21 protein-coding genes and 3 tRNA genes are annotated in these 25,764 nt (G+C 38.3%); 17 read left to right on the top strand and 7 right to left on the bottom strand.

Translation table 11 applies throughout. The annotated features are described in order from the left end of the window. The first annotated feature begins 58 nt into the window (after positions 1 to 58). Positions 59 to 442, top strand: a complete 384-nt coding sequence (locus I8T81_RS05745; RefSeq protein ID WP_000043121.1) for a carboxymuconolactone decarboxylase family protein — start codon at positions 59 to 61, stop codon at positions 440 to 442. 38 nt (positions 443 to 480) lie between these two features. Here the strand turns inward: I8T81_RS05745 and I8T81_RS05740 are convergent, their stop codons facing one another. Then, positions 481 to 1,017, bottom strand: a complete 537-nt coding sequence (locus I8T81_RS05740; protein ID WP_198072314.1) for a cysteine peptidase family C39 domain-containing protein — start codon at positions 1,015 to 1,017, stop codon at positions 481 to 483. 221 nt (positions 1,018 to 1,238) lie between these two features. On the opposite strand from I8T81_RS05740, the gene ahcY reads away from it, so the two are divergent. The 6 genes from ahcY to I8T81_RS05710 all read left to right on the top strand — a co-directional run bounded on the left by ahcY (position 1,239) and on the right by I8T81_RS05710 (position 11,093). After that, on the top strand, positions 1,239 to 2,621 hold the full coding sequence (gene ahcY, locus I8T81_RS05735; RefSeq protein WP_198072313.1) for an adenosylhomocysteinase: 1,383 nt from the start codon (positions 1,239 to 1,241) through the stop codon (positions 2,619 to 2,621). 70 nt (positions 2,622 to 2,691) lie between these two features. Further along, positions 2,692 to 3,528, top strand: coding sequence for a methylenetetrahydrofolate reductase [NAD(P)H] (gene metF, locus I8T81_RS05730; protein WP_049065827.1), 837 nt, complete (start codon positions 2,692 to 2,694; stop codon positions 3,526 to 3,528). Between the two features lie 18 nt (positions 3,529 to 3,546). Next, a complete protein-coding gene (locus I8T81_RS05725; protein WP_100191624.1) occupies positions 3,547 to 4,269 on the top strand; it encodes a 16S rRNA (uracil(1498)-N(3))-methyltransferase in 723 nt (240 codons plus the stop codon). A 134-nt stretch (positions 4,270 to 4,403) separates the two neighbouring features. After that, positions 4,404 to 7,256 (top strand): putative bifunctional diguanylate cyclase/phosphodiesterase, encoded by a 2,853-nt coding sequence (locus I8T81_RS05720; protein WP_198072312.1) that lies wholly within the window; start codon positions 4,404 to 4,406, stop codon positions 7,254 to 7,256. Between the two features lie 236 nt (positions 7,257 to 7,492). Further along, complete coding sequence (locus I8T81_RS05715; protein WP_151740519.1) at positions 7,493 to 9,763, top strand: NADP-dependent malic enzyme; 2,271 nt, start codon at positions 7,493 to 7,495, stop codon at positions 9,761 to 9,763. Between the two features lie 91 nt (positions 9,764 to 9,854). Beyond that, positions 9,855 to 11,093 carry a multifunctional CCA addition/repair protein gene (locus I8T81_RS05710; RefSeq protein WP_004700397.1) on the top strand — a complete coding sequence of 413 codons (1,239 nt, stop codon included), beginning with the start codon at positions 9,855 to 9,857 and terminating at the stop codon, positions 11,091 to 11,093. Positions 11,094 to 11,143: 50 nt separating this feature from the next. Here the strand turns inward: I8T81_RS05710 and I8T81_RS05705 are convergent, their stop codons facing one another. Next, positions 11,144 to 12,319, bottom strand: a complete 1,176-nt coding sequence (locus tag I8T81_RS05705; RefSeq protein WP_019457174.1) for a S1C family serine protease — start codon at positions 12,317 to 12,319, stop codon at positions 11,144 to 11,146. Between the two features lie 194 nt (positions 12,320 to 12,513). On the opposite strand from I8T81_RS05705, the gene I8T81_RS05700 reads away from it, so the two are divergent. The 6 genes from I8T81_RS05700 (at position 12,514) to I8T81_RS05675 (ending at position 15,107) form a co-directional block, all read left to right on the top strand. Then, complete coding sequence (locus tag I8T81_RS05700) at positions 12,514 to 13,272, top strand: Nif3-like dinuclear metal center hexameric protein (RefSeq protein ID WP_086496404.1); 759 nt, start codon at positions 12,514 to 12,516, stop codon at positions 13,270 to 13,272. Positions 13,273 to 13,417: 145 nt separating this feature from the next. Then, positions 13,418 to 14,044 carry a superoxide dismutase gene (locus I8T81_RS05695; protein ID WP_004700390.1) on the top strand — a complete coding sequence of 209 codons (627 nt, stop codon included), beginning with the start codon at positions 13,418 to 13,420 and terminating at the stop codon, positions 14,042 to 14,044. Positions 14,045 to 14,190: 146 nt separating this feature from the next. Further along, positions 14,191 to 14,266 (top strand) — tRNA-Asn (locus tag I8T81_RS05690). Positions 14,267 to 14,274: 8 nt separating this feature from the next. Next, positions 14,275 to 14,350: transfer RNA gene (locus I8T81_RS05685), tRNA-Asn, on the top strand. A 181-nt stretch (positions 14,351 to 14,531) separates the two neighbouring features. Beyond that, a tRNA-Asn gene (locus I8T81_RS05680) sits at positions 14,532 to 14,607 on the top strand. Positions 14,608 to 14,663: 56 nt separating this feature from the next. Further along, complete coding sequence (locus I8T81_RS05675; protein ID WP_004700388.1) at positions 14,664 to 15,107, top strand: DUF2726 domain-containing protein; 444 nt, start codon at positions 14,664 to 14,666, stop codon at positions 15,105 to 15,107. Positions 15,108 to 15,118: 11 nt separating this feature from the next. Here the strand turns inward: I8T81_RS05675 and I8T81_RS05670 are convergent, their stop codons facing one another. The 5 genes from I8T81_RS05670 to glnA all read right to left on the bottom strand — a co-directional run bounded on the left by I8T81_RS05670 (position 15,119) and on the right by glnA (position 19,766). Continuing rightward, positions 15,119 to 15,319, bottom strand: a complete 201-nt coding sequence (locus I8T81_RS05670; RefSeq protein WP_004700385.1) for a hypothetical protein — start codon at positions 15,317 to 15,319, stop codon at positions 15,119 to 15,121. Positions 15,320 to 15,422: 103 nt separating this feature from the next. Continuing rightward, a complete protein-coding gene (locus I8T81_RS05665; protein ID WP_198072311.1) occupies positions 15,423 to 16,730 on the bottom strand; it encodes an alpha/beta hydrolase family protein in 1,308 nt (435 codons plus the stop codon). A 110-nt stretch (positions 16,731 to 16,840) separates the two neighbouring features. Next, entirely contained in the window at positions 16,841 to 17,719 is an 879-nt protein-coding gene (gene ubiA, locus I8T81_RS05660) for a 4-hydroxybenzoate octaprenyltransferase (RefSeq protein ID WP_198072310.1), read from the bottom strand. Beyond that, entirely contained in the window at positions 17,716 to 18,225 is a 510-nt protein-coding gene (locus tag I8T81_RS05655; RefSeq protein WP_198072309.1) for a chorismate--pyruvate lyase family protein, read from the bottom strand. Before I8T81_RS05655 ends, ubiA begins: the two co-directional genes overlap by 4 nt. 125 nt (positions 18,226 to 18,350) lie before the next feature. Continuing rightward, the gene (gene glnA, locus I8T81_RS05650) at positions 18,351 to 19,766 is read right to left on the bottom strand and encodes a type I glutamate--ammonia ligase (protein WP_171057781.1); all 1,416 of its coding nucleotides are present in this window, start codon (positions 19,764 to 19,766) and stop codon (positions 18,351 to 18,353) included. 722 nt (positions 19,767 to 20,488) lie between these two features. On the opposite strand from glnA, the gene I8T81_RS05645 reads away from it, so the two are divergent. The 4 genes from I8T81_RS05645 (at position 20,489) to trpD (ending at position 25,763) form a co-directional block, all read left to right on the top strand. Then, positions 20,489 to 22,030: a peptide MFS transporter gene (locus I8T81_RS05645; RefSeq protein WP_191107636.1), complete on the top strand. Its 1,542-nt coding sequence runs from the start codon at positions 20,489 to 20,491 to the stop codon at positions 22,028 to 22,030. After that, the gene (locus I8T81_RS05640) at positions 22,027 to 23,829 is read left to right on the top strand and encodes an aminopeptidase P family protein (RefSeq protein WP_198072308.1); all 1,803 of its coding nucleotides are present in this window, start codon (positions 22,027 to 22,029) and stop codon (positions 23,827 to 23,829) included. The genes I8T81_RS05645 and I8T81_RS05640 overlap by 4 nt, the downstream gene beginning before the upstream one ends. A gap of 290 nt (positions 23,830 to 24,119) precedes the next feature. Continuing rightward, the gene (locus tag I8T81_RS05635; protein WP_198072307.1) at positions 24,120 to 24,704 is read left to right on the top strand and encodes an anthranilate synthase component II; all 585 of its coding nucleotides are present in this window, start codon (positions 24,120 to 24,122) and stop codon (positions 24,702 to 24,704) included. Positions 24,705 to 24,713: 9 nt separating this feature from the next. Next, positions 24,714 to 25,763 (top strand): anthranilate phosphoribosyltransferase, encoded by a 1,050-nt coding sequence (trpD, locus tag I8T81_RS05630; protein ID WP_198072306.1) that lies wholly within the window; start codon positions 24,714 to 24,716, stop codon positions 25,761 to 25,763. Position 25,764 lies beyond the last annotated feature (1 nt).

Raw genomic sequence — 25,764 nt, 5'->3', positions numbered from 1 at the left:
TTAATTAATAAATAGCCATAAAAGCGTCACACGACGCTTTTATTTTTAGGAGAAATTAATGTCTAAGCAAGATTACGAAAATGGATTAAAAGTACGCACAGAAGTGATGGGAGAAGCTTTTGTAAAACGTGCCCAAGAAAATACCGTACCCTTTACTCAACCTTTACAAGACTGGATTAATGAACATGCATGGGGATCAACTTGGCAACGTGAAGGTGTGCTTCCACGTAAATATCGCTCATTAATTACTTTAGCAATGCTCACAGCACTTAAATCGCCAACTGAACTTAAAGGCCATGTTCGTGGCGCACTCAACAATGGTTGTACAGTTGAAGAGATTCAAGAAACTTTATTGCATAGTCTACCATATTGCGGCGCGCCTGCTACTCAAGAAGCTTTTCGTGCTGCTTTAGAAGTCATTCAAGAATATCAACAACAGTAACTTCAATCTGAGCCAGCACTCTACTGGCTCACTTTGACCTAATTTAATGTAGTCGAATAAATATTTAAATTACGATCACCAATTACAATAGCCTGACGACAAATCCCTTCTGCTTTACGCTGGTTCTCAAAAACTGTTGCTGACATCGGCTCAAAACTATCGAAAAAGCAAATTTCGTTTGAATCTACAGAATAAACGAGCGACTGATTTCCAACACCTTCTAAAGTGTCGTAGTACACGATTACCATTTGCCCATTTTGAATTGCGCCTTGAATGTCTTGATAGCTTAAAGCAGGCCCTGTCGGTATTTTCAACACCTTTGCCTCTTTATAACTCATACGTTCGCTGGGGCTAATGTTAGGGTCTTTATCTGAATAAAATGAAACATCAAAGCCAAACTTTTTTAAAGCAACAACTAAAGCAATGGTATAGGTACCATCTTGCTCATATCGGCAAACTTTAATTAACTCAGCAACATCAACTTGAACCCCATAATGCTTTAGCACCATCCAAACTGCAAAAACACCACTATTTGCCTCGAGGTTTGCCAAAGATTCGGGAATATTTAAGGCCATAATTTAAATCTAAAGTCGTAATTAAGCAGATAATAAACAAAACTGGATTGGCACTAAAAGCTTTTCCAAGTACAATGTTTCGCTAGTCGAGGGATGCTGCGACAAATGATCGGCACTAAAGATCAATTTGCCAGGCTCGACGATCGGTTAAACACTCGTTTTAACCAACAACGGCATCCGCGAACAGAATGATCAATACTATTTTTTCCTAGGAGATCCTGATGAACGCGGTTAATGCTTCATTTACAGATTACAAAGTTGCTGACATTTCACTTGCTGATTACGGTCGTAAAGAAATCAAACTTGCTGAAGCAGAAATGCCAGCTTTGATTGGCTTACGTAAACGCTATGCAGCATCTAAACCACTTGCTGGCGCAAAAATTCTTGGTTGTATTCACATGACCATTCAAACAGCGGTTCTTATTGAAACGCTTGTTGAATTAGGTGCTGAAGTTCGCTGGACATCATGTAACATTTTCTCTACTCAAGACCACGCTGCTGCTGCAATTGCTGCTCGCGGTATTCCAGTTTTTGCTTGGAAAGGTGAAACTGAAGAAGAATATGTATGGTGCTTAGAACAACAAATCAATGTAAATGGTCAACCTTGGGATGCCAACATGATTTTGGACGATGGCGGTGACTTAACTGCTCTTGTTCATGAAAAATACCCTGCTCTTTTAGAACGTATTCACGGTATTACCGAAGAAACAACCACAGGTGTTCAACGTCTTATCGAAATGTGGAAAGACGGTTCTTTGAAAGTACCTGCAATTAACGTAAATGACTCAGTTACTAAGTCTAAAAACGACAACAAATATGGCTGCCGTCACTCATTAAATGATGCAATCAAACGTGCTACAGATATGTTGTTATCTGGCCGCCGTGCGCTTGTGATCGGTTACGGTGACGTAGGTAAAGGTTCTGCTCAATCTTTACGTCAAGAAGGCATGATTGTTCGTGTAACAGAAGTTGACCCGATTTGTGCAATGCAAGCATGTATGGATGGCTATGAAGTTGTATCTCCATACAAAAATGGCGTACAAACAGGTAAAACAGAAGATGTTAACCAAGACCTCCTTGGCAACACTGACCTTGTTGTAACGACTACTGGTAACTACCACGTATGTGATGCTGCAATGTTAGATAGCTTAAAAGCTGGTGCAGTTGTATGTAACATCGGTCACTTCGATACAGAAATCGACACAGCTTATTTACGTGGTTACAAGTGGGTTGAAGTTAAGCCACAAGTTCACCAAGTTTATCGTTCAGAAGACGAAAATAACTATCTTATCCTTCTCTCTGAAGGTCGCCTTGTAAACCTAGGTAATGCAACTGGTCACCCATCACGCGTGATGGACGGTTCTTTTGCTAACCAAGTTTTAGGTCAAATTCACTTATTCCAAGAGAAATTTGCTGACCTTCCTGCAAACGAAAAAGCTGCAAAAATCCGTGTAGAAGTTCTTCCTAAGAAACTTGACGAAGAAGTTGCTGCGGCAATGGTTACCGGTTTCGGTGGTGTACTTACTCAGTTAACTCAAAAGCAAGCCGATTACTTAGGCGTTGCTGTTGAGGGACCATTCAAGTCTGACGCTTACAAATACTAAGAACTTAAGGGCAGACGGTGAACCGACTGCCCTTTTTTCTAAAATGTTTCGCTGTTTACAAGGATTTGACATGACTAAACGTACACCTATTTCTTTTGAGTTTTTCCCGCCAAAAACTGATGCCGGTGCTGAAAAACTTCGTATTGTTCACCAAGAACTACAGCTATTAAACCCTGAGTTTTTCTCGATTACTTATGGAGCTGGTGGCTCTACTCGCGAACGCACGCTTGCTGCTATTGATGATTTCAATGGCAAAGGTACACCTGTTGCCCCTCACCTTTCTTGTATTGGTGATGATAAAGCGCGTATTGCTGAACTACTCGATTTATACAAGACACAAGGTATTGACCGTATTGTCGCTTTACGTGGCGACTTACCATCTGGTCAGGTTGGACTTGGCGAGCTTCCTTATGCTCAAGATTTAGTACGTTTTATTCGTGAGCACTCAGGTGATCATTTCCATATTGAAGTTGCAGCTTATCCAGAAATGCATCCTCAAGCTGAAAATCTTGATTCAGATATTCAACGTTTTATTGAAAAAGTACAAGCTGGTGCTAATGCAGGAATTACCCAATTCTTTTTTAATCCAGATTCGTACTTTTACTTTATAGAGCGCTTGGAGAGTGCAGGAATTAACATTCCAGTGGCTCCTGGTATTATGCCAATTACCAATGCAAGCAACTTAATTCGCTTTGCAGATGGTACTGGTGCTGAAATTCCTCGTTGGATCCGTAAGCAGTTACAAGCCTATGGCGATGACAGTGAAAGTATTAAAGCTTTCGGTCATGAAGTTGTTGTTAAGCTATGCGAGCGCCTGATTGCAGGTGGCGCACCAAGCTTACACTTCTATTCAATGAATCAAGTTGAACCAACCCGTCAACTTGTTGTTGATCTTGGTTTAAATTAATTTTGTAAGGCGTACCCAATGAATCGTTTTTTTATCGAAACTGAACTTACAGTTGGCTCAACAATTCAACTGACTGAATCGGTATTTCATCATTGGGTGCGTGTTTTACGCGCACAACTACAAGAACAAGCGACTCTATTTAATGGACAAGGTGGTGAATATCTTGCGACACTCACCGAAATTAATAAAAAAAATGCATTTGTCGCCATTGAGAATTTTAATCCTGCCAACCGTAATGCCCCTTTTAAAGCTATTCTTGGTCAGGTCATGAGTAAAGGCGACCGAATGGATTATGCCATTCAGAAAGCTACCGAACTTGGTGTAAGCAAAATTCAGCTTTTAACCAGTGAACGCTGTGAAATGCGTTTAAAATACGACCGCGACCAAAAAAAATTAGATCATTGGCAAGCTGTTGCAATTGCAGCCTGTGAACAATGCGGGCTTAACTTTGTCCCAGAAGTTTTAGCACCCGTCCCTCTTCATGAATGGCTAAAATCTTCTGATCTTCCTGCATCCAAATTTGTTTTGGCTCCTGAAAAAGAACAAAAAGATGTATTAGCAGGGATCCAACCAGAACTCGCTCTCTTAATTGGTCCGGAAGGTGGTTTAAGCGAAAATGAAATTACGCAGGCCAATCAAGCAGGATTTATGAACTGGTGTATCGGAGACCGTGTATTACGCACCGAAACTGCGCCTGTTGTTGCATTATCTATTTTAAATTATCGGTTTTTATCCATATAAGCTAATTGAACATTGATTAAATCAACAATTAAAGTTAACTTACTTTTAATGTATGAATATTAATTTAAATTCTTTTCCACTGATAAATCAGATTCTTTCTGTATAAATGTAAAAAAATAGGATAGAAAAATCTTATGTCTGGCCTTCAGGAAGAATATTTACAGCATCAAACAAGGATTGAGCAGCTCCGACTCTCAATTCAATATATTCGCTTGTATCTGATTAGCTTAATATTACTTTGTCTAATTTCGGCCATTATTTTCACTTGTTACTTTACTTCTTACATCACAAATTTTATTTGGTCAATTGGTTTCACTATTTTATGTCTTGGTTGCCTATTATTCATCCCAAAGTTTTTAACACGTTATCGTGACATTAATTTCATTAGAAAAACTGATTTAACACTACAAGCTATTTGTTTGGTATCAGGGATATTAATGGGAGTGAATATAATCGTTCTGCATTTCTCCCTTCCTTCTACAATTATATCTATCTCTGATGTTCATATTCTAATTGGACTATTTATTAGTTCATCTCATATTATCGGTCTTACCTTTCTAACTCAGCAACCCCGATATTTTTATTTACTTTTTATTCCAAGTACTGTTCCGCTTATTATTAGCCAGTTTACACATGTACAGACATCGCAACTCCCCTTTTACTTTGCGTATAATTTAGCCTTCTTAGCTACCCTACTTTGTGCTTACGCAACTCAACGCAACTACCAAAAAATTTCTCAGCTCCTATTTAAAAATAAACAACTCGTACAAGTTGCGGAACAACATACGCAATGGGCTGAAGAATTATGTATACAACTTCAACAAGAAGTAAATAAATCAAAAGATATTGAAGCACAGCTTCAATTTAATAATCATTTGCTCGAACAGAAAGTACGTGAAAGAACCTATGATTTAACCAAAATGAATGAGAAGCTTGAAAGCCATCATCATAATTTGGCATTTGCTCATGAAACTGCTGGTATTCGTCCGTGGGATTGGGACATTGAAAAACAAAAATTAGAAATTACTTTTTTTGATCGACAAAAGCAGACTCAAAGTACATCTTTACACCTCAATACAATTTTAGAACGTATCCATCCTAATGATCGAAAGTTATTTGATGAGCGTTTAAAAGAGCATTTAGATGGAAAATCTGATCACTTCAATATTACCTTTCGTATTCTACGGCGTAATGGTTCTTGGCGCTGGATTCACGATGTAGGTCGTGTCATTAGCCGTGACCCTAAAACTAATAAAGCTTTACGTATGGTGGGAATGACCAGAGATATTCATCAAGAAAAAAAAGATCAAGAACATTTGAGACTTTGCGCTATTGTGCTTGAACAAGCAGCAGAAGGAATTTTTATTTTAGATGATAAACTGAATTATATTGATGTTAATCCCTATTATGAAAAATTAACTGGTTTCTCTAAGTCTGAATTGTTAAATCAACAACTATTCAATATCACAATAAATCAGAAATTACAGCAACAAGAATTTCATGACTCCATTACCCAGCAACTACTTAAAACTGGCGAATATATGGGTCAATTTGATGAAAAGTTTGTATCAGGTAAAAGTGTTCACTTATGGCTCCATATTAATGCTGTGAAAGATGAACATAATCAAGTTATTAATTATATTGGTTTTGCACGTGATTTAACCGAACAAAAGCGACAAGAGCAACATTTATCTTATTTAAAAAATTATGACAGCTTAACTCATCTCCCTAATCGTTTTTATTATTACAATCAATTACACCAGTATTTAATTAATCCATCTTATAGCTTTAAAAATCTTGCATTAATACGCATTAATATTGATAGGTTTAGAGCATTTAATGAGTTTTTAAATAATGATAGTGGTGATGAATTACTAAAACAGTTTGCACAGCGTCTACGCCTCACCAACATTAATGCCATTTTAGTGGCTTACTTAAATGGTGATGATTTTGCAATTATTTATGAAATATCACCAATTCATCCTAATATTGAGCAATATTGCCAAAATATTTTACAAGCATTAAATGCTCCATTTTATATTGATCAACAAGAGTATTTTATTACCGCCTCTATTGGAGTTGCCTGCTTTCCAGAGCATGGTAGACAAATTGACCATCTCAATAACCATGCCGAACAAGCACTATCTGAAGCAAAACGTTTAGGTGGTAACACCATTTGCTACTATTTCAATAAAGCAAGCAATCCGTATAAAACCGCAGATTTAGAGCAAGAATTACGCAAAGCTATCCAAAATGATGAATTTATTGTTTATTACCAACCAAAAATTAATTTAAATGACAAATCTGTTAAAGGTTTTGAAGCCTTAATTCGCTGGCAACATCCTGACAAGGAATTAGTCATGCCGAATATGTTCATTCCTTTTGCCGAACGTAGTAGCCTTATTTCCGATATTGGTAAAGTGGTTTTAGATAAGGTTGGCAAACAATTACAAGAGTGGAAAAACTCAGGTTATTCAGATATTCAAGTCTCTGTAAATATTGTTGCCCAACAAATTCATCGTGGACTTTTACTGAATGATTTAGATGAAGTTTTAGAGAAATATCAACTCGATGGATCAAATCTAGAACTCGAAATTACTGAATCGGCTTTATTAGACAATACTGATAATGTGAAAAAATTATTGCATTCAATTAAAGAACGCAATATTTCGATTGCACTCGATGACTTTGGTACAGGCTATTCATCTTTAGCTTACCTGACAGAATATCCAATCGATGTTTTAAAAATTGATCGGGCCTTTATTTCAAAAATCGGCGATCAAAAACAAGAAGCTATTGTCAATGCCATGATTGCGATGGGCAAAAGTATGGGGTTAAAACTGGTGGCTGAAGGTGTTGAAACCGAAGAGCAAGTTATTTATCTACAAAAACAACAATGTGATTTTTTACAAGGCTATTTCTTTAGTCGCCCACTTCATCCAAATCAGATTAAGCAATATCTTCAATCAAATACACATATTTCATAATTGTTTTAACAGTCTATTTTACATGCACTGGTTTTTCCAAAAATGAGCGTTTTTGACTGTGAGAAATAGAGAAGTAGTGTTATATTCTTTAGCATTTAGCTCACTATGGGGCTATTGGCAATTCGTCTACTATTCTCTTAATTGGTAAAAATTAAAGCATAGTAAGAGCATCACATTGCCTCCCCCTAAATGAGTGATTTGACTAGTTTGCTTTTTTGTATCAAATAGAGACTCAGATGGACGATCAATCTTTAAAACAGGCCGCTTTAAATTACCACGAATATCCAAATCCAGGGAAAATCAGCGTCACGCCTAGTAAGCAACTCGTCAACCAACGAGATTTAGCTCTAGCTTATTCACCAGGGGTTGCTGCTCCATGTTTAGAGATTGAACGTGATCCTTCAGCTGCTGCAAAATACACTGCACGTGGCAACTTAGTTGCTGTTGTAAGTAACGGTACTGCGGTTCTTGGTTTAGGTAATATTGGTCCATTAGCTTCTAAACCAGTAATGGAAGGTAAAGGCGTTCTTTTCAAAAAGTTCGCTGGTGTTGACGTATTTGATATTGAAATTGCTGAGAACGATCCAGATAAAATCGTTGATATTGTTGCTTCATTAGAACCAACTTTCGGCGGTATTAACCTTGAAGATATCAAAGCGCCAGAATGTTTCTATATCGAGAAGAAACTTCGTGAACGCATGAAAATTCCTGTGTTCCATGATGACCAACACGGTACAAGTATTATTGTAGGTTCAGCATTATTAAATGCTCTACAACTGGTTAACAAGAAAATTGAAGAAATCAAAATTGTTGCTTCAGGTGCAGGTGCTGCTGCCCTTTCTTGTTTAGATTTACTTTGCGCTTTGGGCGTAAATAAAAAAAATATCATTGTAGCCGACTCTCGTGGTCTTCTTACGACTTCACGTGAAGGCTTAGATGAATCTAAAAAACGTTATGTACAAGACATTAAAGCGACTCAATTACATGAAGTAATGGCTGGCGCAGATATGTTCTTGGGCCTTTCAGCTGCGGGTATTCTCACCAAAGACATGGTGAAACTAATGGCTGAAAATCCAATTATCTTTGCTTTGGCAAACCCAGATCCAGAAATTTTACCTGAACACGCGCATGAAGTACGTCCTGATGTCATTATGGCAACTGGTCGTTCGGACTACCCGAACCAAGTAAACAACGCTTTATGTTTCCCTTATATCTTCCGTGGTGCACTTGACGTAGGTGCTACAACAATTAATGAAGATATGAAAATTGCTTGTGTACATGCAATTGCACGTATGGCTCACGTAGAAGCTGATGCTGCTACTTATGGCGAAAAATCTGCTTCATTTGGTCGTGACTACTTAATTCCACGTCCACTTGATCAACGCTTAATTTTAGAAATCGCACCTGCTGTTGCTAAAGCTGCAATGGATTCAGGTGTGGCAACTCGTCCTATCGAAGACTTTGCTGCATATCGTCAAAAACTGTCTGAGTTTGTTTATAACTCTGCATTCTTGATGAAACCAATCTTTGCTCAAGCAAAAACAGATCCTAAACGTATTGCGTACGCTGAAGGTGAAGATGAACGCGTATTACGTGCTGTTCAAATTGCAGTTGATGAAGATTTAGCTAAACCAATTTTAGTTGGTCGTACTGCAGTCATTGAAGCAAATATCAAAAAATTAGGCCTACGTTTACAACATGGCGTGAACATTGAGATTGTAGATCAAGAACAAAACCCGATGTACGAAGAGTTTTGGAAAGACTACTACCAAACAATGCAACGTAAAGGCATTACTGTTGAATATGCTCAACGTGAAGCTCGCCGTCGTTCAACTTTAATCGCATCACTTCTGGTTAAATTTGGTAAAGCTGATGGTATGTTATGTGGTACTTACAGTAGCTATAACATTCACTTAGACTTCGTACGCAACGTTATTGGCCTTAAAGAAGGTATGAACAACTTCTTCACGCTAAATGCATTAATGCTTGAAGACCGTAACTTGTTTATTGCTGATACCTATGTAAACACTAACCCGACTGCTGAACAACTTGCTGAAATGACAATTTTAGCAGCTGAAGAAGTACGTCGCTTTGGTATTACACCACGTGTAGCTTTACTTTCTCACTCAAGTTTCGGTAGCGACCAGACTGATTCAAGCGCTCAAAAAATGCGTGAAGTTTATCGTATTTTATCTGAGCAAGCTCCAGAGCTTGAAGTTGAAGGTGAAATGCATGGTGATGCAGCATTAGACGAAAGCATTCGTCAATTTGCATTCCCAGGTTCACGCTTCAAAGGCTCAGCAAACTTGCTCATTATGCCGAACCTAGATGCAGCAAACATTTCATTTAACTTGCTAAAAGCAACTTCTGGTAACAACGTTACTATTGGTCCAATTTTGCTAGGTGCTGCTAAACCAGTTCATATTTTGACACCTACAGCGACGACTCGCCGCCTTATCAATATGACTGCTTTAACTGTTGCTGAAATTCAACAACAAGAAAAGTAATTTAGAAACTGCTTTTTACGAAAAGCGTTTCTAATGACTTGAGAAAACCTCTATTCTGTAGCATGATTGCTTGAAGAATAGAGGTTTTTTCATGCAAGTGTATTTAGTAGGCGGTGCTGTTCGAGATTATTTACTTGGGCATCCCTATCAAGAAAAGGACTATGTTGTGGTCGGTGCAACGCCGGAACACATGCTCGCCCAAGGTTTCCAACCTGTAGGCAAAGATTTCCCTGTGTTTCTTCATCCCCAAACCAAAGAAGAATATGCACTTGCACGAACCGAACGAAAGTCAGGTCAGGGATATCACGGATTTCAATTCTTTACTGATACCACTGTAAGCTTAGAAGATGACTTAATTCGTCGTGATTTAACCATTAATGCAATAGCCATGGATCAAGATGGCAAAATATACGATCCATATGGTGGGCAAAGCGACTTAGAGAATAAAACTCTACGTCATGTTTCAGAAGCTTTTGCTGAAGACCCTTTAAGAGTTTTACGTGTAGCTCGTTTTGCAGCACGATATTTCCCATATGGTTTTCAAATTGCTCCTGAGACTTTGCAACTTATGCAAACTATGGCGGAGTCAGGTGAACTAGATGCATTAACGCCAGAACGTGTTTGGAAGGAAACTTCTCGTGCTTTAATGGAAACTCATGCAGACATTTACTTCCAAACTCTGCGTGATTGTGGGGCGTTAAAACATCTTTTCCCTGAAATTGATGCTTTATTTGGTGTACCTCAGCGTCCTGAATATCATCCAGAAGTAGATTGTGGTATTCATACTCTTATGTCATTACAACAAGCTTGTAAATCCAATTATTCACTCGACGTGCGTTTTGCTGTTTTAGTGCATGATCTTGGTAAAGCATTGACTCCTGCTGATGAGCTTCCTCGCCATATCATGCATGAAGAGCGTGGCATTAAACCAGTTACTGAGTTGTGTGAACGCTTACGAGTTCCAACTCAGACCAAACAGCTGGCATTATCAGTGTGCAAAGAACATTTAAAATGCCACCAGATTATGTCCTTAAAACCAGGCACTTTATGGCGTCTATTACAACGCCTAGATGTTTTACGTCGTCCTGAAAGAGTGGAAGCTTTTGTACAAGCGTGTGAATGTGATGCAAAAGGAAGATTAGGATTAGAAGATCGTCCTTATCCTCAAGCTCAGTATATGCTTGAAGCCATGCAAATCGTTCGCTCAATCAAAGTTCAGAATTTACCTGAAAATATTAAAGGTGCTGAAATTGGTGAAATGCTCATTCAATATCGAATTGAAGCTTTAACTGAATTTAAAAATCAACATCAAAGTGTTAGTCATTCCTAATGAGGAATCATAAAAAAAGCCTCTTTTACGAGGCTTTTTTTATTTAGATTTTAACGCTTTGGAAGCGGAATATACTGAGATTGGGTATTTTGCGCTTTACGCTCCCCTACAGTCACAACAAAATTTTGTTGTTTACCATCTCGTTCAACCAGTACATTAATTTCGCTATTTGGTGCTTGTAAAGCCACATAGTTAATTAAGTGAGAAGCTGAAGTGATCTGCTCATTATTTACTTGAACAATCTTATCGCCAACTTTAATACCAGCTGAAGCTGCTGGACCATTTTTCAACACGTCAGCAACTACAACTCCAACCTGTTGTTTTGGTGCCAATACATCATCTTGCGTAGGTGGAAGTAAACTAATACCTAACCAACCACGGACTACACGACCATCTTTTAAAATAGAGTTGAGTACTTGTTGGCAAACTTTAGCAGGAATCGCAAAACCAATACCTAATGAACCACCAGATTGCGAGAAAATAGCAGTATTTACACCAATCAAGTTACCTGCGACATCAATTAACGCACCACCCGAGTTACCTGGGTTAATTGCAGCATCTGTTTGAATAAAGTCTTCGTAAGTATTGATACCTAAATCTGAGCGACCAGTTGCGGAAACAATTCCCTGAGTTACTGTTTGACCCACACCAAATGGATTACCAATTGCTAAGACAACGTCACCAACCTCATTACCACTCAATTTAAATGGCAATACTGGTAACTTATCTAAATCAATTTTAATCACTGCCAAATCTGTATCAGGATCTGTCCCGACAATTGTAGCTACGGCACGACGTCCGTCATGTAAAGCAACTACAATCTGGTCGGCTTGAGCAATCACATGATTGTTCGTCAAGATATAACCATCGGCACGAACAATAACACCAGATCCTAAGCTATTTTCATTTTGCTGTTGTTGTTCAGGAACCTGATTTCCAAAAAATTCACGGAAGACAGGATCACTCAATAAAGGATGATTTTGTTTAACTTTCTGGGTCGTAAAAATATTCACAACTGCCGGCGCTGCAACTTTTACAGCAGCGCTATAGGACACCACCCCGCCCGTTCGAGAAGTATCCACCAGTGGTTCAACTTTCTCAGCAGGCATTTGCACACCATCAACTGCAACAGTTGGTTTCGGCCGATGGTATTTTTGCCATGCGATAAAACTGGCAATTACAATAATAAGTAACACCCAAGGTAACCATGTAAAGGTGCGGCGCACGTTCATATCCTCTACGAAAAGAAGTTTTTAATTAAATTAATATATTGAACAAAAAGAGTTTTCAATTACGCATTTTAAATTAAATATGTCGATATACATAAAAAAGTCAAAAAAGATTTGTCTAGCTTTAGTTACACAACAAAATATGTTTCTATAGCTTTAGCAATTATTTACTACTCAATTCAGGAAATATCATGGCGAATTTGCATGAAATTATTCAGTGGTGTGATCAAACCTTAAAAGCGGCAGAATTTAAAGATTACGCACCAAATGGCCTGCAAATTGAAGGTTCAACTGAAGTAAATCGTATCGTTTGTGCTGTTACTGCTTCCGCAGATGCTATTGATGCAGCAATTGCTCAAAACGCAGACTTATTACTCGTGCACCACGGTTATTTTTGGAAAGGCGAACCGTACCCAATTACAGGAATGCGCGGTAACCGCATTAAAAAACTCATTCAAAATAATATTTCATTAGTCGCTTACCATCTGCCGTTAGATGCGCACCCAACTTTGGGCAACAATGTAGCGATTGCAGAGAAATTAAATTTACAGAATTTAGAACCTCTTGATTTAACCGAAAAACATCCGATTGGTAATATCGGTTATTTAGAACAAGCGCTTTCTGTAGAAGAATTTAAAACAAAACTACAAAATAACTTTGATTTTAAAGTCATTCACTTACCAGCAGAAAAACAAACTATTCAAAAAATAGGCTTTTGTACAGGTGGTGCTCAAGATTATATTTCTAAAGCGGCTTTACAAAACTGTGATGCTTATATTTCTGGTGAAGTGAGTGAACGAACTTTTTACGAAGCTAAAGAATTAGGTGTTCATTATTTTGCCTGTGGTCACCATGCAACCGAACGTTATGGTGTTCAACGTTTGGCCCAAGCCATTTCAAAACAATTTGCAATTGAAGCTGAATATTTTGAATTGAATAATCCGATTTAATTAAGTCTTTTTTTCAATCTGTGTTATGCGTATTAATTAGATCTTTATTGTGTATAGTTCTTTAAAACGATGCCCTATTGTTACCAGAATCATTTACAATAGAGCCACTTAATTGTATAACCCAGCAAATGCAAGGAATAGGAACATGACAACCATTACTTTACCTGCACTTCCATATGGCTATGATGATTTAGCGCCACATATCAGTAAAGAAACTTTAGAATACCATCACGACAAACACCACAATACCTATGTTGTTAACTTAAACAACTTAATTAAAGGCACTGACCTTGAAGGTAAAACTTTAGAAGAAATCATTAAAGCAACTGCTGGTGATGCTTCTAAAGCTGGTATTTTCAACAATGCTGCTCAAGTTTGGAACCACACTTTCTACTGGAACAGCATGAAACCAAATGGTGGTGGTAAGCCTACTGGCGCAATCGCTGCTAAAATTGACGAAGCTTTCGGTAGCTACGAAAAATTTGCAGAAGAATTCGCTGCTGCTGCAACAACTCAGTTCGGTTCAGGTTGGGCTTGGTTAGTTGCTGATGAAGTAAACGGTAAACTTTCTATTACTAAAACTTCTAATGCAGACACTCCACTTGCACACGGCCAAATTGCTGTATTAACAATTGACGTATGGGAACATGCTTACTACATCGATTTCCGTAACTTACGTCCTAAATACATTTCAACTTTCTTAGAAAGCCTTGTGAACTGGGACTATGCAAATGCAAAACTTGCAGGTCAACCAGCTGGTGTAGAGAAATAATTTTATTTCTTTATAAAAAACCACCCTTTTTAGGGTGGTTTTTTTGTTTTTAGTGCAGTAAAAGCATATTAATCAAGCAAACGATTCATTTTCTTTAATATTCTTATTGACGCATTTAGATTTCATCCATAAAATGCGCATCAGATTCTCCAATAGCTCAGTCGGTAGAGCGACGGACTGTTAATCCGCAGGTCCCTGGTTCGAGCCCAGGTTGGAGAGCCATCTACTAATCTCCCATAGCTCAGTCGGTAGAGCGACGGACTGTTAATCCGCAGGTCCCTGGTTCGAGCCCAGGTGGGAGAGCCAAGATTCTAAAAGCCCACATTTATTGTGGGCTTTTTCTTTTCTAATGATTTAATAATTTTCCATTATTTTGAATAAAATCAATGTTTCGTGTATTTTTAAGCCAAACGATTAGATATTCTCTTTAATTCTCTTATTAGCCCTTGACCTAGCCTCCTTTCCTCCCTAAAATCCTTTTCCAGATTCTCCCATAGCTCAGTCGGTAGAGCGACGGACTGTTAATCCGCAGGTCCCTGGTTCGAGCCCAGGTGGGAGAGCCAAGATTCTTAAAAACCCACTCATTACGAGTGGGTTTTTATTTGTATGATGTTGTCACATGTTCGAATCGAGTCATTTATTTTTTATTATTTTAGGCTGCTTAAGCACCTGTATTTTTCTTGTCGTTTGTTTACGTCCCTATTTATTTCAAAAACAAAAATTCTTTGCCCGCCCTGTCATTACTAATTTTGAAACTCAGATGTTTATCCGTTTGAAACAGAGTTTCCCTAGTTACCATGTTTTAGCTCAAGTGGCCTTTAGCGCATTAATTACCAGTAATGATTATAAAGTTCGTAGTCAGTTCAACCGTAAAGTTACCGACTTTGTTGTGCTAAACGACAAAATGGAAGTCATCGCAATTATTGAATTAGATGACCCTACCCATCTTGAAAAAGTAGAAGAAGACCGTATGCGTGATCAAATGCTTACAGAAGCAGGATATATTGTAAAACGTTATACAAGCATCCCTAGCGTACGCCAGCTACAAAAGGATATTCATTAACAGCACTGCTATTATTTCTTTTCAGAACTTGCAGCTTCTTTCTCCGCTATTCTTTTTTCCATTTCTAGACGTTGCTGCTCATACTGCTTTTTATTCTTAGCATCACTCTTTGCAGCAAAGAAAAGTATCCCAATAATCAAAAAAGGAATAAGCAAACCTAATCCCATTAATAACCAAGGAACAGACTTTTTTTCAACAGGTTGCTGGCTCATAAGTGTTTTAAACTCGAACGGTATCAATTTTCAGAATGCGTAACAATATAACAAAAAGGGCCCACTTTTGGACCCTTTTAATTTGAATATTTTAAATACACACTTATTGTGCTAATCCTGTACATTCAACATTTTTACTAGCATCTATCACCGATGGATCAAGCACTATATTTGTTTTAGCTGGCATCTTAGATTGAACAAATTGATAAATTTCAGCATTTCTACATACAATCGCTTGAGTGTGAGCAGCCCCTAGAACAGGTACAAACGTCACATCAGTTCCCATTTTTTTAAGACCATTTTGCAAGGCATCTGTAACTGGATATGGTACAGCCATATCAGCAGTACCTTGAACGATCATGACAGGTGAATTAATTTTTTTAGTCGCAGGCTGGTTATCAGCCAAGAATTTTTTCACAGTTGGGTTTTCTTGGAAATTACCCGCTAAACCTGGATAATCTGTAACTATTTTACCAGCATTAGTCGCAAGATAATCACGAATATCAGCCGCAAATTTATTATGTAAATCGGTTAAGCACATACCATTTTCGCCTGTGGTACCCTCTGCGAACTCAGCTATACTTTGTGACCTTTGTTGGAAAATCTCACGATAATTAAATTTAGGCTCATAAGCCGTAATACCTACTGTGGTATATGCAGCATATGCAAGTAGCTCAGCATAAACTTCGACAGCCGTACCAATAGGTGCTGTACCAGCTTGCTCTTTTTTAAGAATATCTTGAATTGCTTGTGGTGCAACTACAGAAATAATATAGCCAAGACTAGAAGCTGGTGCCGTTGCAACTGCACCTTTATAGTTGGTGTCGTTATTTGCAAATTCCGCAGTACCTAGAGAAGCATGCCCACCTTGAGACTGCCCAATCGACATCCATGCACCGTTTAGCTGATTACCATAATGATCTTTTGCCGCTTTAACAGCTGCAATTGCAGATTTAGCTTCACTTCCCAAATTAAGGTATGGATGCATTCCACGCGTACCTAAACCTTCATAATCTGGGGCAATCACAACATAGCCTGCAGCCAGTAATGTATCCGCTAAAATTTTGAAACGTGGATTAATTGTATTATTGCTTGGTGCGCAGCCATCTCCTACACCTACTGTTCCATGCTCCCATACCACCACCCGATAGCCATCTTTAGGTTGTGCAATTTTAGGGAACATAACAAGAGCTGTTGCTTGAGCAGTTTTGCCTTGTACATTCTCCATGTTATAAGTCATAACTTTAATAGATGCGGCACCGCTTAAACTATCTTGAGAATAAGTTTTCTCAGAAATATACGTTTGATCAGGATTTACACCAATATAGTCATCATTATTGTCATTACACGCTGTAAGAAATGATGCTGAAACTGATAATGTTATAGCTAAAGCAATGTTTGACCGTTTCATAAAATATCCTTTTTATGTGTTATTTATTCCGCATATTTTTTATGCACAAATATTAAGACATAAAAAAAGTGCTCTGCATAGAACACTTTTCAACCTTACGGTCATTTTTACTATATGAAATTTAAAAATATTCCTAGAAAAATGATTAATCCAACCCAGCGATTGTGACGGAATGCCCAGAAACAAACCTGAGGATTGCGGTCTTTGGTTTTAATTGTTTGATATACAAAATCGAATGCCACTAAAACCAAAGCAATGATAGCCCATGGAAATAAAATATTTTCTAAATATAATGCGCTTCCAATCAAAACAAGGCTGGTTACTTGTAAAAGTGCAATAATTTGGATGTCATAACGCCCAAAAAGAATAGCGGTAGATTTCACGCCAATTTTTAAATCATATTCACGATCTGTAATTGCATATTGAGTGTCATAAGCCACTGTCCAAGCCAAATTACCAAAATAGAGCAACCAACAGGTTAAATCTGGAGTTTTACCTACCGCAGTAAAAGCCATAGGAATAGACCATGAAAATGCCGCTCCTAAAAATACTTGAGGTAAGTTGGTATAGCGTTTCATAAATGGATAAATAAACGCTAAAAATAATGCTCCAAATGACCAGTAGAAAGTTTCTATAGGTAAAAAAAACAAAAGACATGCGCTTGCTAAAACGAGTACCAAGAACACATACACCGCTTCTCTTGCACGAATAATTCCGGTTGCAAGTGGACGCGTTTTAGTACGCTCAACATGACCATCTACTTTACGGTCTGCAAAATCATTAATCGCACATCCCGCAGCGCGCATAAAAATGACGCCTAAAATCATGACGAATAGAATATCTAAATGAGGTATTCCTTTTGATGCAACCCAAAGCGCCCACATGGTTGGCCAAAACACCAGTTCAGTACCAATTGGCTTATCAAATCGACATAGATAATAATAAGCTTCTAAACGCTGACGCCATGTTGTGCCTGTTGCAGTCGTCATAGTAATTCCTTGTCGTGCTGCTGATATAAAAAAGCTTCAAAAGCCGGTAAGAATGTTTCTTGAACAATAAATTTACATCCATGCCAAGTATAGCAACTTTGTCGCGTCCAGCCTTCTGGTAAGCGAATAACACGACGGTCACACAGAGGTGTTGTTCTTTGAAATAAAAAACGGCCTATCGGTTTAGAACCAATATGCTGAAATATACGGGCTTTTTTTTGTAAACTTTGAATTGGAAAAATACTTTTTGCTTTAACCCATGGCTCAACTTCACAGCCATATAAATAGGTTTCCCTCACCCATGAAGTGTGGGTATGAGGCATACTCATCCATTGACTGTCTGCAAAAGTTAAACGTTGAAAGTGTTCTTTAAAAGGCTTTACGCTGAACTGTCCGCCGCCAAGTTCAGTCAATTGTTGGGTCAGAGAACCAGACGCATACAACCATGTTTTCAATGCAGGATTTAAAACTTGTTCCTGTTTAAGTACTGGTTGTCGTTTACGCATAATCTGCTCACATGAAAACTCGCACCTAGTTTACCCCAATTTTTTGATAAAAAACGTAGAGAATTCAATCAACATTCCAAGCAATAAAAAAGCCTGCATAAGCAGGCTTTTTTATGAAATACGTATTACAAGCTGTAGTACATATCGAATTCAACTGGGTGAGTAGTCGTGTTAAGACGACGCACATCTTCAGTTTTAAGTTCGATGTATGCATCAAGCATTTCTTTAGTGAACACGCCACCTTTTAACAAGAATTCGTGATCTGCTTGAAGTGCTTCAAGAGCCATATCTAAGCTATGAGCAACTGTTGGGATTTTTGCTTCTTCTTCTGGAGGAAGATCATACAAGTTCTTGTCAGCAGCTTCGCCCGGATGGATCTTGTTTTGGATACCGTCGATACCAGCCATTAACAATGCAGCGAAACCTAAGTATGGGTTCATCATTGGGTCTGGGAAACGAGCTTCGATACGCTTACCTTTAGGGCTAGAAACGTATGGAATACGGATAGACGCAGAACGGTTACGCGCTGAGTAAGCAAGCATAATTGGTGCTTCGAAGTGAGGAACCAAACGCTTGTATGAGTTTGTAGATGGGTTTGTGATTGCATTCAATGCACGAGCGTGCTTGATGATACCACCGATGAAGTATAACGCCATTTCTGAAAGGCCTGCATATTCATCACCAGCAAACAAGTTCTTGCCATCTTTAGAGATAGACATGTGAACGTGCATACCAGAACCGTTATCACCTACCATTGGTTTAGGCATAAACGTAGCTGTTTTTGCATATTGATGTGCAACGTTCCAAACAGCATATTTGAACTGTTGAACTTCGTCAGCTTTACGAACAAGAGTATTGAAGCTCACACCAATTTCTAACTGGCAAGAAGCAACTTCGTGGTGATGTACTTCTACACGACCTGGACCCATGATATCTTCGATTTTTGCACACATTTCTGCACGCATATCTTGTGAAGAATCAACTGGAGGAACTGGGAAGTAACCGCCTTTCACACGTGGACGGTGACCAGAGTTACCAGACTCATAGCTGTTACCAGTAGACCAAGCAGCTTCTTCAGCGATTAATGTATGACGAGCGCCAGACATATCGATGTCCCACTTCACTTCGTCAAATACAAAGAATTCTGGTTCTGGACCGAAGAATGCAGTATCACCGATACCTGTAGATTTTAAGTATTCTTCTGCACGGCGAGCAATCGAACGTGGGTCACGCTCATAACCTTGACCAGTTGAAGGTTCAATAACGTCACAAGTCACAACTACAGTTGGTTCAGCAAAGAACGGGTCGATGAAACCAGTTTCTGCATCTGGACGTAAGATCATGTCAGACGCTTCAATGCCTTTCCAACCAGCGATTGAAGAACCATCAAACATTTTACCGTCTTCAAAAGTATCTTCATCAATAGAATCAGCTGGGTAAGTTACGTGCTGTTCTTTACCCTTAGTATCAGTAAAGCGAAAATCGACCCATTTTGCGCCACTTTCTTGTATGAGTTGAAGGACCTTGTTCGCCATGCTCATTTTGCTCCAATGAAATTTTGTTGCACTTGTTGAGTGCGTGTTAGTTGCTGGTATTTATAAAGCAATTCTCATACCAACTTTATAAGACTTACCTAAAACATTGAATTACTTATATCTATTCATGATTTAGGCCCCTTGTCTTGAACCCATTATACTGTTTGAATGTGCAAATGCACCATATTCACACATTTTCAAATTATGGCATATTTAAACAGCTCATTATTGCCCTAATTTAGTGCAAAATTGTTGCACTGATATAACCCACTGCATCAATTTCTAACAGTCATTCCTGATCATAATACTTTCTTATATATAATGTTGAAATTGTCATCAGATTACACAAAAAATTTTACGGGTCTTAAAGTCACAGATCTCACTCATTTTTACGATGCTTAAATGACCCAAACTCTCTCGTTAAGCGACCCAAATAAGCTTTTTGCTGTTTACTTACAATCTAATAAATAGTTTTCATTTTTATGAATTCTTATCTTTTATTTCAATACTATGCAATTCTTTGATTCAGCAAATGAACACTGATCATAATCAACACCTAATAACTAACTCCACTATTCATGTTCTTTTTCATTCACTTTTTTTATACAAGGTAAATTTGCTTTTATTATTAAAAATAACTAAAAAATAAAATATAAATTTTGGTTATAAATAATCAAACTAAAAGTTATGTTTATAAAAAAACAGAAAAACATTCAAGGATTTGAATAATGAAACATGAACTTAAACAGCCAGATAAAGCATTTTTTGGTCATCCTAAACCGCTACAAGGCTTATTTTTTACAGAGCTTTGGGAAAGGTTTTCTTATTATGGTATCCAGCCTTTACTTATTCTCTACATGATTGCTATGGTCAATGAGGGTGGCCTAGCACTCGACCGACCAACGGCTGCCGCTATTGTTGGGTTATTTGCAGGTTCAATGTATTTAATGACCGTCTTTGGCGGATGGGTTGCAGATAACTGGTTAGGGCAAGCACGTGCTGTCTGGTATGGATCAATTATTATTGCCTTAGGTCATTTATCAATTGCCCTTAGCTCTCTGTTTAATCAGTCTTTCTTTTACTTAGGTTTAGTACTGATTGTTTTAGGTACCGGACTATTTAAAACCTGTATTTCGGTGATTGTAGGAACACTATATAAAACTCATGACGCAAGGCGTGATGCAGGTTTTTCTATTTTTTATATGGGAATTAACATGGGGTCTTTTATTGCCCCACTCATAACGGGACTGTTGGTACAAAATCATGGCTGGCATTTAGGCTTTGGTATTGGTGGGATCGGAATGTTAATTGCTTTATTAATTTTCCGCTTTTTTGCACTCCCGCAACTTCAAACTTTTAATGAGTTACGTCAGGAAACCAACACCTGTAATAAACCTGTTGTAGATAATAAAAATGCACCCAAAATTGTATTTAGTTTTTTATTCGTAGTTGCGATGATTATTGCGTTAACTTTATTTGGGATTATCCACATTAACCCAGTCGTGGTAGCAACCTACTTAACGGTAGGAATTGGCCTAGGAATTATTGCTTATTTTGCTTATTTATTGCTTTTCCTTAATTTAGATCAAAACGACAAATTTAAAATTATTATTTGTTTTGTGCTATTGATCACTTCCGCTCTTTTTTGGTCTGCTTTTGAACAAAAGCCAACATCTTTTAATTTATTTGCTCAGGACTATACAAACCGCAATGTTTTAGGCTTTGAAATTCCAACCGTATGGTTCCAGTCTATTAATGCCTTTTTTATCATTATTTTTGCTCCGATTGCCGCATGGCTGTGGGCAAAACTAGGCAAATCGAATAAAGACCCCAATTACATTTCAAAATTTATTATTGCGCTTTTACTTGCGGCAGGCGGATTTTTAGTAATGTCGTTTGCTAGCCGTTTTGCGATTAGTGATGGTTTGGTTTCGCCATTTTGGATTGTAGGCAGTTTATTTTTACTTACGCTAGGAGAACTCTGCCTAAGTCCAATTGGTTTATCGACCATGACCAAACTTGCACCAAATGTAATTCGTGGGCAAATTATGGGACTATGGTTTACAGGTACTGCTTTAGGTAATCTCATGGCAGGTCTAATTGGCGGACAAGTTTCAGCAGATGCGATCGAACATTTACCTAGTTTATTTATGCGCTGCGTATTGGCGTTGGTTATTGGCGCAATCGTGTTATTTTTATTAAAGAAACCCCTGAATAAATTAATGAATAAAACTAGCAACAAAGTTCAACCTAATTTGGAAACGATATGACCGACTTAACTGTTCCAGAAAAACTAGCAAAACTTCGTGAACTCATGACCACTCAACACGTTGATGCTTTGGTTGTTATGAGTGCAGATCCTCATATGTCAGAGTATTTACCTGACTACTGGAAAGCAAGGCAGTGGTTAAGCGGTTTTAGTGGCTCTGTTGGCACCTTAGTTGTGACCCAAAACTTTGCTGGACTGTGGGCGGACGGCCGCTATTGGGTGCAAGCCGAACAACAACTCGCTGGAACTGGCTTTCAATTACAAAAGCTGACCAGTGATGAGTCTTCAACACATCTCGCGTGGATTGAGAAAAACTTATCCGCTGGTTCAGTTATTTCAGTAAACGGTCAAACGCTTTCAATCCAGCAATTTAAGGCTTTAGAAGCTACAGCAAAACAACGCGGTTTTAAACTTGAAACACAACAAGATTTAATCGGTTCAATCTGGTCCAACCGCCCTGAACTTCCTTCAGAGCAGATTCATTTAATGTCCGAAGGCTTAAATGCACTATCTCGTAAAGAAAAAATTCAGGCGCTTCGTGAAACTTTACATAGCAAGCATATTACGGGTCATTTTATTTCATCTTTAGATGATATTGCATGGGTCTTAAATGCACGTGGGCAAGATGTAGAATATAACCCAGTATTTCTTTCGCATTTATATATCAGTGCTCAACAAGCTATTTTATTCATTGAAAGCAACAAAGTCGATTCAACCACTCAACAGGCTTTCAAAGCAGATGGCATTAAGATTCGTAACTACCAAGATACAGCTCAATTTTTAGCAAATATTTCTGATGCCTCAGTGCTTTTAGATCCAGCCAAAGTATCGATTTTTCATGAACAAGCCATCGCAAAAGATATTCGGATTGTCTACGACATCAACCCAAGTACACTTTTTAAATCGCGTAAACATGAAAGTGAGATAGCTCATATCCGTCACGCCATGGTGAAAGATGGGGTTGCACTATGTCACTTTTTTCACTGGTTGGAAAAAGCACTTCATCACGGTGAAAGCATTTCCGAACTGACCATTGATGAAAAGATTACAGCTTTCCGTGCTCAACAAGAGGGTTTTATAGGGCCAAGTTTTTCAACGATTGCTGGCTTTAATGCCAATGGCGCTCTACCCCATTACCGTGCAACTGAAGAGCACTATTCATTTATTGAAGGTGATGGCCTATTACTGATTGACTCTGGCGGGCAATATATTGATGGAACAACGGATATCACTCGTGTTGTTCCCGTCGGGACACCAACAGAGCAACAAAAACGTGACTATACTCTGGTTTTAAAATGTCATATTGCCTTGGCAAAAACCATTTATCCAGAAGGTTTAGCTGCTCCTCTACTCGATTCAATTTGTCGTCATACTTTATGGCAACATGGTTTAGATTATCGCCATGGAACAGGCCACGGCGTAGGCTTTGCGCTTAACGTACACGAAGGACCACAAGTTCTTTCTTATTACGCACCAATACATGCCCATAGCAAACTACGCGCGGGAATGATTATTTCTAACGAGCCAGGTCTTTACCATGAGGGACAATACGGTATCCGTATTGAAAATCTCGTTGCAAACCGTCTCCACTCTGGATTTGAAAAAACTTACGGTGAATTTTTAGAGTTTGAAACGCTAACCCTTTGCCCGATTCATTTAGATTGTATCGTTATTGATCTGCTAACGAATGAAGAGAAAGATTGGTTAAATGGTTACCATCAAATTGTTCAAGAAAGACTAGCTGAACACGTGTCTGGCGATGTTTTAGATTGGCTAATTTATAACACACGTAAGATTTAATCTTCTTTTATGAACAAGGCAGAATAATTTTTATTTCCAATAGAAGTTTATTCTGCCTGATTTGTACTTACTATAATTTTAAAAAGCACCCATTCCCAAAGCTTTTTTCTGCAAATTTCTAACGAATGAAATAGTTAAACTGGTTACTTCTTTTTTTGTTATATTAGCCGTTTAGAAAGCGGCTTTTTATTTGAGCAAATAAAAGTACTTTTTAAAAAGTGAGTAACATTGTGAGTAATACTCTAGTCACTTATTAAATATATATTAATTATCATGAGGTTAAGTTCATCATGCTTCTAATGATCGACAATTACGACTCTTTTACCTACAACATCCTCCAGTATTTTGGCGAGTTGAATCAGGAAGTAAAAGTAGTTCGCAATGATCAAGTCACATTAGAGGATATTGAACGATGGCAACCTAAATATCTGGTTATTGGTCCTGGTCCTTGCTCCCCAAGTGAAGCTGGTATTTCAATTCCTGCAATTAACCACTTTGCCGGAAAAATTCCTTTGCTTGGCGTGTGTTTAGGACATCAAAGTATTGGGCAAGCTTTTGGCGGAAACATTGTAAGAGCCAAAACAGTGATGCACGGACGTTTATCTGATATGTACCATAGCAATAAAGGTATTTTCAGTAATCTTCCTAGCCCATTCTCGGCAACTCGTTATCATTCGTTGGTGATCGATCAGCAAACTCTGCCTGACTGCCTTGAAGTAACGTGCTGGACTAATGAAGCAGATGGCTCAATGGAAGAAATCATGGGTGTTAAACATAAGACATTGCCTGTTGAGGGCGTGCAGTTCCATCCTGAATCAATCTTGAGTCAACATGGCCATCAAATCTTTAAAAACTTTTTAGATATTTATGCATAAGTGATCCCTATGAATATTCAACAAGCACTTAACCATATAACAAAAAATATTCACCTGACTCAGCCGCAAATGGAAGACATTATGCGTAGCATCATGCAAGGTGAGGCAACCGAAGCACAAATTGGTGCTTTAATGATGGGCCTTCGCATGAAAGGTGAAAGTATTGACGAAATTACTGCTGCTGCACGTGTCATGCGTGAATTTGCCATCAAAATTGATGTCAGTGATATCAAATATTTAGTTGATATTGTCGGCACGGGTGGCGATGGTCAAAACTTATTTAATGTCTCTACCGCTTCAAGCTTTGTAATTGCGGCGGCAGGTGCAACCATTGCCAAACATGGTAACCGTGGCGTTTCAAGCAAATCAGGTTCATCTGACCTACTTGAGCAAGCAGGTATTAATCTTGATTTAGACATGCAACAAACTGAACGCTGCATCCGTGAGATGGGTGTAGGTTTTTTATTTGCTCCAAACCACCACAAAGCAATGAAATATGCTGTTGGACCACGTCGAGAACTTGGTGTTCGCAGTATCTTTAATTTACTTGGCCCGCTTACGAATCCGGCTGGTGTAAAACGTTTTGTGATTGGGGTATTTTCAGATGAACTTTGTCGTCCAATTGCCGAAGTGATGAAGCAACTTGGTGCTGAACATGTGATGGTGGTTCATTCAAGAGATGGGCTTGATGAAATTAGCCTTGCAGCGCCTACAACTGTTGCTGAACTCAAAGACGATGAAATTACTGAATGGACACTTACCCCTGAAGATGTCGGGATTGAGTCACAAACTTTAAACGGTTTAGTGGTTGCGGACGCTGCTTCCAGCTTAAAGCTGATTAAAGATGCATTAGGTAAAAATAAAACTGATATTGGTGAAAAAGCAGCAAACATGATTGCGCTTAATGCAGGCGCAGGAATTTATGTGGCGGGTATTACCAAAACTTATGCTCAGGCTGTTACCTTCGCTCAAGATATTATTTACGGCGGACAAGCTTTAGAAAAAATGAGCGTTTTGGCTGAATTTACCAAAACATTAAAACAATGTCAGGCAGATTAAG

The sequence above is a fragment of the Acinetobacter seifertii genome, assembly GCF_016064815.1.
Classification (GTDB): Bacteria; Pseudomonadota; Gammaproteobacteria; order Pseudomonadales; family Moraxellaceae; genus Acinetobacter; species Acinetobacter seifertii.
This window is presented reverse-complemented; position numbering and strand designations above follow the sequence as displayed.

Excerpts from the sequence above, each read along its gene's own strand:
- I8T81_RS05635 (WP_198072307.1), top strand. The coding sequence starts at position 24,120 with ATGCTTCTAATGATCGACAATTACGACTCTTTTACCTACAACATCCTC.
- ahcY (WP_198072313.1), top strand. The coding sequence starts at position 1,239 with ATGAACGCGGTTAATGCTTCATTTACAGATTACAAAGTTGCTGACATT.
- I8T81_RS05715 (WP_151740519.1), top strand. The coding sequence starts at position 7,493 with ATGGACGATCAATCTTTAAAACAGGCCGCTTTAAATTACCACGAATAT.
- I8T81_RS05670 (WP_004700385.1), bottom strand. The coding sequence starts at position 15,319 with ATGAGCCAGCAACCTGTTGAAAAAAAGTCTGTTCCTTGGTTATTAATG.
- I8T81_RS05645 (WP_191107636.1), top strand. The coding sequence starts at position 20,489 with ATGAAACATGAACTTAAACAGCCAGATAAAGCATTTTTTGGTCATCCT.
- I8T81_RS05665 (WP_198072311.1), bottom strand. The coding sequence starts at position 16,730 with ATGAAACGGTCAAACATTGCTTTAGCTATAACATTATCAGTTTCAGCA.
- I8T81_RS05675 (WP_004700388.1), top strand. The coding sequence starts at position 14,664 with ATGTTCGAATCGAGTCATTTATTTTTTATTATTTTAGGCTGCTTAAGC.
- I8T81_RS05710 (WP_004700397.1), top strand. The coding sequence starts at position 9,855 with ATGCAAGTGTATTTAGTAGGCGGTGCTGTTCGAGATTATTTACTTGGG.
- I8T81_RS05695 (WP_004700390.1), top strand. The coding sequence starts at position 13,418 with ATGACAACCATTACTTTACCTGCACTTCCATATGGCTATGATGATTTA.
- I8T81_RS05740 (WP_198072314.1), bottom strand. The coding sequence starts at position 1,017 with ATGGCCTTAAATATTCCCGAATCTTTGGCAAACCTCGAGGCAAATAGT.
- I8T81_RS05745 (WP_000043121.1), top strand. The coding sequence starts at position 59 with ATGTCTAAGCAAGATTACGAAAATGGATTAAAAGTACGCACAGAAGTG.
- metF (WP_049065827.1), top strand. The coding sequence starts at position 2,692 with ATGACTAAACGTACACCTATTTCTTTTGAGTTTTTCCCGCCAAAAACT.
- I8T81_RS05700 (WP_086496404.1), top strand. The coding sequence starts at position 12,514 with ATGGCGAATTTGCATGAAATTATTCAGTGGTGTGATCAAACCTTAAAA.
- I8T81_RS05725 (WP_100191624.1), top strand. The coding sequence starts at position 3,547 with ATGAATCGTTTTTTTATCGAAACTGAACTTACAGTTGGCTCAACAATT.
- I8T81_RS05720 (WP_198072312.1), top strand. The coding sequence starts at position 4,404 with ATGTCTGGCCTTCAGGAAGAATATTTACAGCATCAAACAAGGATTGAG.
- ubiA (WP_198072310.1), bottom strand. The coding sequence starts at position 17,719 with ATGACGACTGCAACAGGCACAACATGGCGTCAGCGTTTAGAAGCTTAT.
- glnA (WP_171057781.1), bottom strand. The coding sequence starts at position 19,766 with ATGAGCATGGCGAACAAGGTCCTTCAACTCATACAAGAAAGTGGCGCA.
- trpD (WP_198072306.1), top strand. The coding sequence starts at position 24,714 with ATGAATATTCAACAAGCACTTAACCATATAACAAAAAATATTCACCTG.
- I8T81_RS05640 (WP_198072308.1), top strand. The coding sequence starts at position 22,027 with ATGACCGACTTAACTGTTCCAGAAAAACTAGCAAAACTTCGTGAACTC.
- I8T81_RS05655 (WP_198072309.1), bottom strand. The coding sequence starts at position 18,225 with ATGCGTAAACGACAACCAGTACTTAAACAGGAACAAGTTTTAAATCCT.